The organism is Achromobacter sp. 46006 (assembly GCF_059761975.1).
In genome coordinates, this window is record NZ_JCBANN010000010.1 from 1 (window position 1) to 14,286 (window position 14,286).

The window sequence follows — 14,286 nt, forward strand, 5'->3', positions numbered from 1 at the left end:
GCCCACGGGCCGCACGCCTCGCAGGCGCTGGCGTAGTCGGCGCCGTCGATCTCCAGGTGGCGGCAACCGGCCGGCAGGCAATCTGCCGGCAGGTCGTCGCGCCGATCGGTGAAGAGCACGCTGGCGTCGGCATTCGCGGCGATCCAGGCGACCTCTTTGGGATGCAGCTTGGGGTTGATGGGCACGGCTACCGCGCCCAGCCACCAGGCCGCGTACAGCAATTCCAGATACTCGACGCGGTTGCGCGCGAACAGGGCTACGCGGTCGCCGGCGGCCAGGCCATGGTCGCGCCGCAACCAGTCGGCCAGCGCCGCGGCGCGGCGGCCGAAGTCGTGATAGGTGGCGTGCAGCCGCGAGCCGCGATAGAGGGCCGGCCGCGCGCCGTGTTCCAGCGCGGCCGCCTGCAACCAGTTGGCGATGTTCATGCCATCAAGCCCGCACGGCTTCGAGCACCGAGGCGTAGTTCGCCACGGCCATGCCACCCATGTTGAAGACCAGCCCGAGTTCGGCGCCGGGACGCTGCATGTCGCCGGCGCGGCCGGTCAGTTGGCGGTAGGCCAGCGCGTGCATCGAGACGCCGGTGGCGCCCACCGGGTGGCCCTTGGCCTTGAGCCCGCCCGACAGATTGACGGGCAGGTCGCCATCGCGCCGCACCGTGCCCTCGGCCAGCACGCGATGGCCTTCGCCCGGCGCGGCCAGGCCCATGGCTTCGTAGATCAGCAGTTCGGCGATGGTGAAGCAGTCGTGCACCTCGGCGAAATCCAGGTCCTGCAACTGCACGCCGGCATCCGAATAGGCCCGCTGCATGGCGCGGTGCGGCCCTTCGAACGCCAGGAGGTCGCGGCCTTCGAGCGGCAGCAGGTCGTTGACCTGGGTGGCGGCGCGAAAGCGCACCTGGCGCGCATAGCGCGGCGCGCGCCGCTCGCAGGTCAGGACGATGGCGGCGGCGCCGTCGCTGATGGGCGAGCAGTCGGTCATGCGCAGCGGCGCCGCGATCATGGGGTTGCGTTCCGAGATCGTGTTGCAGAAGTCGGCGTCCAGTTCGCGCCGCAGTTGCGCCAGCGGATTGCGCAGCGCGTTGGCGTGATTCTTGGCGGCGATGGCGGCCATGACCGGCAGCGGGTCGTCGTAGCGCTCGGCGTACTTCTCGGCCAGGCGCGCGAACTGCTGCGGAAAGCTCATGCCGCTTTCGCGCGGGTCGTTCTTGTAGCCGGCGCAGGCCAAGGCCTCGGTCACGTCGGGGGTGCTGCGCGAGGTCATCTTCTCGACGCCGATCACCAGCACGGTGCCGGCGGCGCCCGACTGGATCGCGCGCAGGCCGGCATGGATCGCGGCCGAACCCGAGGCACAGGCGTTCTCGCAACGGGTGGCGGGCTTGAAGCGCAAGGCCGGATGGGCCTGGTGCACCAGCGAAGCGGGGAAGGCATCGGGCACCAGCCCCGCGTTGAAATGTCCCAGGTAGATCGCGTCGATCTCGGCGGGGTCGACCCCGGCGTCTTCGATAGCCTCATTGGCCGCCATCACGATGAGCTGCTCGAGATTCAACGCGTCCAGCTTGCCGAACGGCGTATGGCCGCTGCCCACGATCGAAACGCCCGATTGATCGAACATGTCCCTCTCCCCATGCACGGTGATGTGCGGCGGTGGTGTGCTTATGCGAATCAAGTGTAGGACTGCGCCAATACGTATCTCTATACGTGCAGCCACGTATGCGAATACGTAGCGGCGGATGGCGACCATGGGCCCGTACGTACCGCGGCGCCCTCCCATCGCGGCGCGGTACCGGGCCGCGCCGGGACCGCCATATGACGCTTGAAATACGACGTAGAAGGGCGGATTCAGGCGCTTTCGAGCATGTTCACGTGTTTTTGAAATGACGTTTCAAGGAAGATTTCCGGAAAGCGCAGATGCGTGCTTTTGCTCGAAAAAATGGGGGTGTACGTACGTGTGCGACGGCAGTGACGCGTCTGGAATTTTCAAATCATCTGTATAAGAATTCGTCGACGCGAGCATGCGGGCGACAAGCAACGCACCAGAAAAAAAATGCTGTCGCCATGGTCGGAATTGCCTTTCATAGGAAGAACAGATCATGACGAGTTTCGTATCGCTTTTGGTTGGAGACGGCAGTGTTCTGGTTCGTTGCGGCGAACTGCTGATGGCGAAGGGACACCGCGTACAGGCAGTGATTTCCACCGATTTGACCGTGCGCGCGTGGGCCGCCAAGGCCGGCATCCCGCAGTACGCCCTGGAAGATGCGGTCAAGCCTGATTGCCGGTTGTCGGCCGACATCCTTTTCAGCATCGGCAATTACTCAGTGATCCCGGACGCGCTGCTCGAGCGCGTGCGGCGCATGAGCATCAACTATCACTATGGCCCGCTGCCGGAATACTCGGGCCTGCACGTGCCGGCCTGGGCGGTGTACGACCGCGCCACCGACTATGCCATCACCTGGCATCGCATTGGCGAGATCATCGACGGCGGCGGCATCCTCAAGCGCGTCGCCGTGCCGATCGAGTCGGCCGACACGGCCCTGTCGTTGGGCCTGAAGTGCGACGAGACCGCGATCCAGAGCTTTGGCGCGCTGGTCGACGATCTGGCCGCCGGCCGCGAAAGCGAGACGCCGCAGGACCTGTCACGGCGCCGCTACTTTTCGCGCCATTCGCAATTCTCGGCCGAAGGCCTGATCGACTGGAACCAGGACGCCGAGCAGATCGCCGCCATGGTGCGCGCCACCGACCACGGCCCCTTCAGCAGCCCGCTGGTGTGGCCCAAGGCGCTGATCGACGGCCGCGTGCTGGCCGTGCGCAAGGCCAGCATCGAGGCGCGCGCCAACGGCGCCGCTCCCGGCGAGGTGGTGGCGGCCGATGCATTCGGCGCCAGCATCGCCACCGGCAACCGCGTGCTGCGGCTGGAGTCGCTGTGCACGCTGGAAGGCGAGGATGTCGCCATCGCCGATCTGGTCAGCGCCGGCAGCCTGCAGGCGGGCGCGCGCCTGGCCTCGGCCAGCGAGCAGGCCCGCGCCCAGGTCACGACCGCCGGCGCGGCCGCTTCGGGCGCGACGGCCTATTGGCGGGGCCAATGGGCCGCGTGGCAACCCTACCGCCTGCCGTACGCGCGGCCAGCGGCGCCCGAGACCAACACAGCGCCGATTGTGGGCAAGCTGCCCGCCGCGCCGCAGGGCGCGGGCCGTGAGCAGGCCTTCCTGGAACAGGCGGTGGCCGGTCTGTGCGCGTTCCTGGCGCGCGCTTCGGGCGTGGCCGACATCCACCTGGCCGTGGCGGTGCCGCGCGCCGATCTGGCGCCGGATTGCCGCGATGTGTTCTGCGCCTGGGCGCCTGTGCTGGCGCGCCTGGACGCGGCGGCGCCGCTGTCGCGCAATCTGGCGGAGGTCGCCGGCGCCTTGGCGCGGGCGCGCGAACATGGCCTGATCCGGCGCGATCTTATCGGCCGCGACGCCACGCTTGCCGGGCGTCATGCCCGCGGCGAATTGACACCGGACGTGCTGGTGTCCAGCCAGGTGCCGGCCGCCTTTGCGGTGGACGAGGACCGGCCGGCGCTGGAATTCGTGCTGCTGGCGGGCAGCGAAGCCTTTGAATTGCATTTCAACCCGCGCAAGATCGCGCGCCGCACCGCGGCTCAGTTGGCCGCGCAGGTGGCTGACTGGTGCCGTCGCCTGCCTGCCAGCGCGGACCGCGCGCTGGGCGAGGTCGAGGCGCTGTCGGCTGGCGAACGGCAATCGCTGGTGGAGCAGTTCAACGCCACCGGCGACGCCGCCACGTTGGGCGCGGTGGTGCACGAACTGTTCGAGCATGCCGCCGCCCAGCACGAGGGCAGGGTGGCGCTGCGCTGCGCCGACCAGGCCATGTCGTACGGCGAACTGAACGCCGCCGCCAACCGCGTGGCCGGCGTGCTGAGCGGCAAGGGCATTGGCCGCGGCCAGTTGGTGGGCGTATGCCTGGACCGTTCCATCGACATGGTGGTGGCGCTGCTGGCGGTGCTCAAGACTGGCGCCGCGTACGTGCCGGTCGACATGGCGTTCCCGGCCGAACGCATCCGCCAGATGCTGGAGGCCGCCCAGCCGGCGCTGCTGATCGCGCCGCCGGCGGCGCGCGATGGCAGCCTGAGCGCCTGGGCCGAACGCTGCCTGGATCTGGGCGCGGCGCTGGCCCAGGCCGGCGACGACAGCGCCAACGTGCCGGGCGCGGCGCAGGCCGACGATCTGGCCTACGTCATCTTCACCTCTGGTTCCACCGGCAAGCCCAAGGGCGTCGAAGTGACCCACGGCGCGCTCGGCAACTTCCTGCTGTCGATGCGCGCCACGCCGGGCTGCGAGGCCGGCGACAGCCTGCTGGCCGTGACCACGATTTCCTTCGACATCGCGGCGCTGGAACTGTTCCTGCCGCTGATCAGCGGCGCCAGCGTGGTGATCGCGCGCCAGCAGGAAAGCCTGGATGGCCAGACGCTGCTGGACCTGATGCGCCGCCATGCCGTTACCATGATGCAGGCCACGCCCACCACCTGGCAGTTGTTGCTGCAATCGGGCTGGCCGCGCGCCGTGTCGCTCAAGCGCCTGCTGTGCGGCGGCGAAGCGCTGCCGCGCGCTTTGGCCGATGAGCTGCTGGCGCGCGCCGAGTCGGTGTGGAACATGTATGGCCCGACCGAGACCACCGTCTGGTCCAGCGTCTGGCAGGTGCGGCCGGGCGAGGACATCGTCATCGGCCAGCCCATCGCCAACACCCAGTTGTACGTGCTGGACGCCAACCTGGCGCCGGTGCCGGCCGGCTTTGCCGGCGAGCTGTGCATCGGCGGCGCCGGCGTGGCGCGCGGCTATCACAAGGACCCGGCGCAGACGGCGGCGCAGTTCGGCGCCAATCCGTTCGCGCCCGGCGCCCTGTACCGCACTGGCGATCTGGCCTGCTTCAAGGAGCCGGGCAAGCTGGTGGTGCTGGGCCGCAACGACGGCCAGATCAAGCTGCGCGGCTTCCGCATTGAACTGGGCGAGGTCGAGGCCGCCGTGGCCAGCCACGAAGACATCGGCCGCGCCGTGGTGGTGGGCCGCAACGACCAACTGGTGGCCTACTGCCTGCGCAACGGCGCGCCGGCCAGCGCCGCGCAGGATCGCCGCGCCGAGACCACCGCCGTGACCGAATGGCGCGATGTGTGGGACCGGGCCTATGAGCCCGGCGCGGCCGATCCCACCTTCAACACCGCCGGCTGGCACAACAGCTACGACGGCCTGCCGTTCGCCGCCGACGAGATGCGCGACTGGCAGCAACGCACCGTCGACCGCATCCTGGCCACCGGCCCCGAGCGCGTCTTCGAAATCGGCTCGGGCACCGGCCTGGTACTGTTCGGCGTCGCGCCCAAGGTCGCGCAGTACCGCGCCATCGATGCCTCCAGCCAGGCGGTCGAGCAGATCAACCGCCATCTGGGCGGCCTGCCGCAGGCCTCGTGCGAACACCGCCTGGCCAACGATCTGCCGGAGGTGGAGCCGGGCAGCTTCGACACCGTGGTCATCAACTCGGTGGCGCAATACTTCCCCAGCGCCGGCTACCTGCTGTCGGTGCTGGATTGGGCCACCGAGGCCGTGACCGAAGGCCGCATCTTCGTCGGCGACGTGCGCGACCTGGCGCTGCTGGAGGCGTTCCACGCCGACGTGGCGAACTTCCAGGGCCTGTGCAGCCTGGCGGCCGACGAGCTGCGCCGGCGCACGCAACGCGGCCTGCGCGCGGAACGCGAGCTGGTGCTGGCGCCCGAATTCTTCGCCAACCTGCCGGCGCTGTATCCGCGGATCTCGCGCGTCGAGATCCTGTTGCGCGACGGGGCCTATGTCAACGAGATGTCGCGCTTTCGCTTCGACGTCATCCTGCACGTCGGGGCGCCGGCCGCTGGCCGCGCCAGGCCGCAACGCCTGGCCGCGCTCGACTGGCGCGGCGACGGGCTCGACCTGGCGGCGCTGGCCAGCAGCCTGAAGGCGGGCGGCAAGCCGCTGGCCATCGCCAACATTCCCAATGGCCGGCTGGCCGACGTGCACCAGCGCGTCGGCCACGTGCTGGAGGCCAAGGCCACGGCCGAGCCGGGCCAGTGGGTCGACCCGCGCGACCTGGCGCAGGCCGCCGAGGCGGCGGGCTACCGCATGTCCATGCTGCCGAGCCGCTCGCGCGACATCTGGGCCTTCGACGCGGTGTTCTGGCCGGGCGGCGAGCAGCCCGACCTGACCTGGCAGGCGCCGCAGGCCGTCGACCGCGCGGCGCTGTCGCGCTTGGCCAACCTGCCGGCCGCCGGCGCGCCGCCGCGTCCCGCGCTGCAACGCGTGCTGCGGCCGTGGCTGGAGGCGCGCCTGCCGGGCTACATGATTCCGGACTTCTTCGTCGAACTGGATGAATTCCCGCTGACGCCGAACGGCAAGATCGACCGCAAGGCGCTGCCCGAACCCACCGAGGTGATGCTGGAGCCGGCGGTGCAGCCCACCAACGAGCTGGAACAGCAATTGCAGGCGGTGTGGGCCGAGGTGCTGGGCCACGACCGCATCGGCATCCACGACAGCTTCTTCAAGATCGGCGGCAATTCGCTGCGGGTGGTGCGGGTGCAGGCCGAGCTGCAGAAGCTGCTGGGCCGCAACGTGTCCACTTCCACGCTGTACGAGCACTTCACCATCAAGGACCTGGCCGCCCACCTGGCCGGCAACAAGAAGGCGGTGCTGAACACGCCCAAGCGCCGCAATGCACTGGCCGACGAGCCCATCGCCATCGTCTCGATGGCCTGCCGCCTGCCGGGCAACGTCAACAGCCCCGAAGACCTGTGGAACCTGCTGGAGCGAGGCGGCGACGGCATCGTCGAAGTGCCCAGGGAACGCTGGGACGCGGCGGCCATCTATGACGCCGACCCGGACGCGCGCGGCAAGTCGTACTGCATGCGCGGCGGCTTCGTGACGCCGATCGACCTGTTCGATGCGCCGTTCTTCGGCATCTCGCCGCGCGAGGCGCGCGCGCTCGATCCGGCGCAGCGCATGATGCTGGAAGTCACCTCCGAGGCTATCGAGCAGGCCGGCTATTCGATGGACCAGCTTCGCGGCAGCCAGACCGGCGTGTTCGTCGGCATCGGCAAGGGCTACCACGAGTACGGCCTGGCGCTGGCCGGCGGGCTGGCCGACCTGGACGGCTACGTCGGCACCGGTTCGGCCGGCAGCACCATGTCCGGCCGGGTCTCGTACGTGCTGGGCCTGGAGGGACCGAGCATGACGGTGGACACCGCCTGCTCGTCGTCGCTGGTGACCACGCACCTGGCCTGCAATGCCTTGCGCCAGGGCGAGTGCGACCTGGCGGTGGCGGCTGGCGTGACGCTGATGCTGTCGCCCGACCTGCATGTGGAATTCAGCCGCCTGCGCGGCATGTCGCCGGACGGCCGCTGCAAGTCGTTCTCGTCCAGCACCGACGGCACCGGCTGGAGCGAAGGCGCCGCCGTGGTGGTGCTCAAGCGCCTGTCGGACGCTCAGCGCGACGGCGATCCGATCCTGGCCGTCCTGCGCGGCACCGCGGTCAACCACGCCGGCCACAGCGCCAGCCTGACCACGCCCAGCGGCCCGGCGCAGCAGCGCGTGATCCGCCAGGCGCTGGCCATGTCGGGGCTGCAACCGTCGGACATCGATTACCTGGAGGCCCACGGCACCGGCACCAAGCTCGGCGACCCGATCGAGGGCAACGGCCTGGCGGCGGTGTTCGGCGGCAGCCATACGCCCGAGCGGCCGTTGTGGGTCGGCTCGGTCAAGTCCAACCTGGGCCACACCCAGGCCGCGGCCGGCCTGGCGGGCGTCATGAAGGCCGTGCTGGCCATGCACCACGACAAGCTGCCCATCACGCTGCACGTGGTCGAGCCGACCCCGGCGGTGGACTGGGCCGCGGCGCAGATGGCGCTGGTGCAGCAGGAGCAGCCGTGGCCGGCGGGCGAGCGCCCGCGCCGCGCCGGCGTCAGCTCATTCGGCATCGGCGGCACCAATGCCCATGTCATCGTGGAGGAACCGCCCAAGCCGGCCGCGCCGGCCCGCGCCGCCAAGCCGGCGGCCGCGCCGGAGTCGTTGCCGTTCGTGCTGTCGGCCTTCACCGTGCCGGCGTTGCGGGCGCAGGCCGACAAGCTGCACCTGCACATGGGCATGAACATCCAGGACCGCTTCCTGGACGTGGCGTATTCGCTGGCCACCACCCGCACCCACTTCCGCAAGCGGCTGGTGGTGTTCGCCAAGGGCAAGTCCGACCTGCTTGACGCGCTGGCCTCGTACGCCCGCACCGGCGAGGTGCCGGTGGGCGCGGTCAGCATGGTCGATGACCGAGAGCGCGAATGCCGCCTGGCCCTGCTGTTCACCGGCCAGGGCAGCCAGTTGCCACGCATGGGCCACGGCCTGTACCAGTCCAACCCGGTGTTCCGGCAGGCGCTGGACGACATCGCGCAGCGCTTCACCACGCTGGAAAAGCCGCTGCTGGAGGTGATGTTCGCCGAGGCCGGCAGCGCCGAGGCCGCCTTGCTCAACCGCACCGATTTCACCCAGCCGGCCCTGTTCGCGCTGGAAGTGGCGTTGTGGCGGGTGTGGGAAAGCTGGGGCGTGCAGCCCGAGCTGCTGCTGGGCCACAGCATTGGCGAGATCGCCGCGGCCCATGCCGCCGGCGTGTTCGACCTGGACGACGCCTGCCGCCTGGTGGCCGCGCGCGGCCGCCTGATGCAGGCCTTGCCGGCCGGCGGCGGCATGGCGTCGCTGGAGGCCAGCGCCGCCGAGGTCGAAGCCGCCCTGGCTTCGCTCGGCCTGGCCGCGCAGGTGTCGCTGGCGGGCCTGAACGCGCCGCAGCAGACGGTGGTGTCCGGCGACCTGGCCAGCATCGAGCAGGTGGTGGCCCATTTCAAGCAGCAACAGCGCAAGGCCAAGCGGCTGGAGGTCTCGCACGCGTTCCACTCGCATCTGCTGGAGCCGATGCTGGGCGCCTTCCGCCAGGTGGCGCAGTCGCTCGACTACGCCGCGCCGAAGCTGGCCCTGGTCAGCAGCCTGACCGGTGAACTGGCCAAGCGCGGCGAGATGACCCAGCCGGAATACTGGGTGCAGCAGGCGCGCCAGGCGGTGCGCTTCAACGCCGGCATGCGCACGCTCTACCAGCAGGGCATCAATACCTTCCTGGAACTGGGCCCGCAGCCGGTGCTGTCCGGCATGGGCGCGGCCTGCCTGGCCGATGACGGCCCGGTGACCTGGGTGGCCTCGCTCAATCCGGCCAAGGACGAGACCCAGGCCATGCAGAAAGGCCTGGCCGAGCTGCACGTGCTGGGCGCGGCGGTGGACTGGCGCGGCTTCTTCGCCCCGTATGGCGGCGAACGGGTCAAGCTGCCCACCTACGCCTTCCAGCGCGAGCGCTACTGGCTCGAACCCATGCCCACCCGCACGGTCGGCGCCGGCCTGAACGACGCCAATCACCAGTTGCTCGGCGGCGGCGTGCAGATCGCCGGCACCGACATGACGATGTTCACCACGGTGGTGGCGGCCGACGAGCCGGCCTGGGTGCAGGAGCACCAGGTGATGGACGCGGTGCTGATGCCCGGCACGGCCTTCTTCGAGGCCATGCGCGCCGCCGGCCGCCAGGTCAACGGCCAGTGGGACCTGGCCGACGTGATCATCCTGGCGCCGATGGTGCTGGCGCCCGGGGTGTCGCTGCGCATGCAGATCACCGTGGGCGCGGAATCGGGCGGCGCCCGCACGGTGCACGTCTACAGCGCGCCTGAGTCGGACGAGAACGGCGAATGGCAGTTGCATGCCGAAGGCAAGCTGGCGCCGGCCCAGGCCGCGCGCCAGGAGTCGGTCGAGCTGCCGCCGCCCGACGGCGATCCGATCGACGTGACCGCGCTCTACCAGGACCTGCATGAACTGGGCTACGGCTACGGCCCGACGTTCCAGGGCATCAATGCCGCCTGGCACGTGGACGGCGACGTCTGGGCGCGGGTGGCCTTGCCGGAAGCGGCCGCGTCGTCGGCGATCCGCTACGGCCTGCACCCCGCGCTGCTGGACGCCTCGATGCACTCGCTGCTGCTGACCCAGCGCCTGAAGGCGCAGGTGGGCGACGACGTGTTCGTGCCGTTCGAGGCCGAACGCCTGTCGGTCTGGAAGGACGGGCTGGCCGAGGTCTGGGTCAAGGTGGCGGATTTCGAACTGGGCGAGGGCGAGTTCTGGGCCTCGCTGGACCTGTACGACTCGAACGGCGAGCACGTGGGCCGGCTGCAGCGCCTGCATGCGCGCCGCATCGACCGCGCGGCGCTGCGGCGCCTGGCGGCGGCCGGCATCGACCGCTTCCTGTTCCGCACCGAATGGCTGCCGGTCGAGGCGCCCGAAGCCGTGTTCGGCGGCACCTGGGGCCTGCTGGGAGGCAACGGCACGCCGTGGGCCGACGAGGTGCGCAAGCGCCTGGCGCAGGCCGGCGCGCAGGTGGTCGACATCGCCCAGTTGAACGAAGCCGAGGCTTGCGATGGCGTGATCCAGCTCTGGGCCGGCGATGGCCAGGTGGTCGAGCCGTCGCACCGCCAGGCCGCCAGCGCGCTGGTGCAGGTGCAGGAACTGGCGCTGGCCGGCTTCGCCAAGCCCGTCATCTGGGTGACGCGCGGCGCGGTCGGCACCAGCAGCGACGATCCGGTGTCCGACCTGGGCGCCAGCCCGTTGTGGGGCCTGCTGCGCACGGCGCGCAACGAGCATCCGGAACTGGCCCTGCGCATCGTCGACCTGGGCGAAACCGTGGCCGACCTCGACCTGCTGGCCCCGGCCCTGGCGCTGGAGGGCGAGCCCGAGTGCGCGCTGCGCGCCGGCAAGCTGCTGGCGCCGCGCCTGAAGAAGGCGCCGGTGAACGCCGGGCTGGCGCTGCCGGCCGAAGGCAACTGGCGCCTGGAGATCGCCACCAAGGGACGGCTGGACCAGCCGTTGTCGGTCAAGACGCTGGTGGACGAACCGCTGGCGGCCGGCGAGATCCGCGCCGCCGTCAAGGCCACCGGGGTGAACTTCCTGGATGTGCTGAATGCGCTGGGGATGGTCGAAATCCCGGCCCTCGGCCTGGAGTTCGCAGGCGTGGTCACCGAGGTCGGCAGCGCCGTCAAGCACCTCAAGCCGGGCGACCCGGTACTGGGGCTGGCGCGCGGCGCCTTCGGTTCCTCCATCGTGGTGGACGCGCGGCAAGTGGTGGCCAAGCCGGACAACCTCAGCTTCGAGGAGGCCGCCACCATTCCCATGACCTTCCTGACGGCGTGGTACGGCCTGCACGTGCTGGGCAACATGCAGCCCGGCGAGCGCGTGCTGGTGCATGCCGCGGCCGGCGGCGTGGGCATGGCGGCGGTGCAACTGGCGCTGCTGCATGGCGCCGAGGTCTACGGCACCGCCAGCGAGCCGAAGTGGCCGGCGCTGCGCAAGCTGGGCCTGGCCGATGACCACATCGGCACCTCGCGCAGCCTGGACTTCGCGCAGACCTTCGCCGAAACGGCGCCGGGCCGCGGCTTCGACATCGTGCTCAATTCGCTGGCGCGCGAGTTCATCGACGCCAGCTTCGCCATGCTCAAGCCGGGCGGACGCTTCCTGGAGATGGGCAAGATCGATCTGCGCGACCAGGCCTGGGTCGAGGCCAACCATCCGGGCGTGACCTACCGCGTCTACAACCTGCCCGAGGCCGGCGTCGAACGCATCCAGGAAATGCTGACTGCCATCGCCGCGCTGTTCGCCGAAGGCAAGCTCAAGCCGCTGCCGCTGCGCACCTTCCCGCTGGACAACGCTTCCGACGCGCTGCGCTTCATCGCGCAGGCCCGCCACGTGGGCAAGGTGGTGCTGGTGCCGACGCAGCGCCGCGGCATGGTCGATCCGGACGGCGCGGTGCTGGTCACCGGCGGTTTGGGCGGGCTGGGCCGCTACGTGTCGAAGTGGCTGGTGCAGAACCACCAGGTGCGCGATCTGGTGCTGACTTCGCGCAGCGGCATGCGCTCGCCGGACGCCGAGGCCTTTGTCGCCGAACTGGCCGAGCTGGGCGCGCGCGCCACGGTGATGGCCTGCGACGCGGCCGACGCCGAAGGCCTGCAACGGGTCATGGGCGAATTCGGCGAAGGCCGGCCGCTGCGTGGCGTGGTGCACGCGGCCGGGGTGCTGGACGATGGCATGCTGGCCGGCCAGACGCCGGAACGCTTCGACAACGTGTTCGCGCCCAAGGTCGACGGCGCCTGGCACCTGCATCGCCTGACGCAGGACCTGCCGCTGGACTTCTTCGTGCTGTTCTCGTCGATCTCCGGCGTGACCGGCGCGCCGGGCCAGGGCAACTACGCCGCCGCCAACACCTTCCTGGACGCGCTGGCGCACCACCGCCGCGCCAAGGGCCTGGCGGCGACCTCGGTGGCCTGGGGCGCGTGGGACGGGCAGGGCATGGCCGCGCGCCTGAGCGATGCCGACAAGACGCGCTTCAGCCGCCAGGGCATGGAAGCGTTGGGCCCGACCGAGGCGCTCGACCTGTTCGAGGCCGCCGTGATGAGCGATGCGCCGATGGCCGTGGCCGCCGCGCTCGACCTGGGCCGCCTGCAGCGCACGCTGGAGGACAACAACGGCGGCAGCGCCCCGGCGCTGTACCGCGAGCTGTTCAGCCGGGCGGCGGGCGCGCGCGGCGCGGGCGGCGGCGCGGGCGGCGGCGCCGGCCTGCGCAAGCTGCTGGTGGAAACCGCGGTCGAGCAGCGCGAGGCCGCGGTGCTGGACGCGGTGCGCGCCGAGGTGGCCAAGGCGCTGGAGTTTGCCTCGCCCGAGGATGTGGACGTCAGCCTGCCGCTGCAGGATATCGGTATCGACTCGCTCACCGCCGTGCTGCTGCGCAACCAGCTTTCGGACATGACCGGCCTGGCGCTGCCCGCCAAGATCGCCTTCGACCATCCCAACCTGCGGGCGCTGAGCCAGTTCCTGCTGGAGAAGCTGACCGAGGCGGGGCTGGACAGCCAGGAAGCCCCGGCCGAGGCCGGCGCGGCGGCGAAGGAGGCGGCCGGCGGCCGCCGCCTGGACGACCGCGTGGCGCGTCGCGGCTACCTGGAGCCGGAACTGCAGTTCGACAACGTGCTGACGATGGAGGCGGAGCCCGAGGCGGTGTTCGTCACCGGCTCCACCGGCTTTGTCGGCGCCTTCCTGCTGCACGAGCTGTTGCGCGCCAATGTCATCGTCTACTGCCTGGTGCGCGCCGACGACGCCGAGAAGGCCATGGCGCGGCAGGTGGAGATCCTGCAGCAATACGATCTCTGGAAGCCGGAGTACGCGGCCCTGCTGAATCCGGTGGTGGGCGACCTGACCCAGCCGCTGTTCGGCCTGTCCGAGCACGAGTTCGACCAGTTGGCGGACCAGGTGGATGCCATCTGCCATTCGGGCGCGCTGGTCGACTGGATGCTGCCGCTGGACAACTACCTGGCGCCCAACGTGGTCGGCACGCACGAGGTGCTGCGACTGGCCTCGCGCGGCCGCGGCAAGGCGGTGCACTTCGTCTCGACCGCCGCCACGCTGCCGCGCTACCTGGGCTACGAGGTGTCCAAGGACGAGCGCGAGTACGGCTACCTCAGCTCCAAGTACATGGCCGAGCAGATGGTGGCGGCGGCGCGCTGGCGCGGGGCCAAGGCCTCGATCTACCGCCTGCCGTTCGTTGGCGCCAGTTCCACCAGCGGCCATTTCCGGCTCGATCGCGGCGACTTCCTGCACAACCTGATCTCGGGCTGCATCGCCATGGGCAGCTTCCCGCTGCTGGGGTCGGACATCGGCGGCGTGCTGCCGGTGGACTACCTCGCGGGAGTCATCGCCCAGGTGATGACCCGCGACCAGGACCGCATCGGCCAGGACTACGACTTCGCCAACCCGCAGGCGCCCGGCTTCAACAGCCTGGTGCAGCACATCCGCGGCGCGGGCGCGCAGGTCGGCAGCGTGCCGTTCGAGCAGTGGCGGGAAGACGCCCTGGCGTATGCGCAGGCCAACCCCAAGAGCGCCATCGCGCGCATCGCGGCGGTGCTGGACGGCCTGGCGGTGCAGAGCGACCTGGAGCAGATGTTCGACTGCTTCCCGGTGGGCCGGCAGGTGTTCGGCGGCGAGGTCTATCCCTGCCCGCCGGTCGATGCCAGGCATGTCCAGCCCTATGTGGACCGGATCGTGGCCGCCATGCCGGCGGCGCGGCAAGCGCAGGCGTTGTCGCCGGTCTCCCAGCCGGCTTGAGCAAGTTCGACCCGCCGCCGGGGCAGCGCCATGCATGGCGCTGCTCGCCGGGCGGCATCCTCAGA

Annotated in this window: 3 protein-coding genes; 1 reads left to right on the forward strand and 2 read right to left on the reverse strand. The window is 70.5% G+C overall.

The window, feature by feature from the left end:
* The coding region (locus AC6LKG_RS07860; protein ID WP_498163794.1) for an AMP-binding protein at positions 1–425 on the reverse strand (425 nt) is incomplete at its 3' end.
* Positions 426–429: 4 nt separating this feature from the next.
* Positions 430–1,611 carry an acetyl-CoA acetyltransferase gene (locus AC6LKG_RS07865; protein ID WP_498163795.1) on the reverse strand — a complete coding sequence of 394 codons (1,182 nt, stop codon included), beginning with the start codon at positions 1,609–1,611 and terminating at the stop codon, positions 430–432.
* Between the two features lie 478 nt (positions 1,612–2,089).
* On the opposite strand from AC6LKG_RS07865, the gene AC6LKG_RS07870 reads away from it, so the two are divergent.
* The gene (locus AC6LKG_RS07870; protein WP_498163796.1) at positions 2,090–14,221 is read left to right on the forward strand and encodes an amino acid adenylation domain-containing protein; all 12,132 of its coding nucleotides are present in this window, start codon (positions 2,090–2,092) and stop codon (positions 14,219–14,221) included.
* The last annotated feature ends 65 nt before the right edge of the window (positions 14,222–14,286 follow it).

Excerpts from the sequence above, each read along its gene's own strand:
- AC6LKG_RS07870 (WP_498163796.1), top strand. The coding sequence starts at position 2,090 with ATGACGAGTTTCGTATCGCTTTTGGTTGGAGACGGCAGTGTTCTGGTT.
- AC6LKG_RS07865 (WP_498163795.1), bottom strand. The coding sequence starts at position 1,611 with ATGTTCGATCAATCGGGCGTTTCGATCGTGGGCAGCGGCCATACGCCG.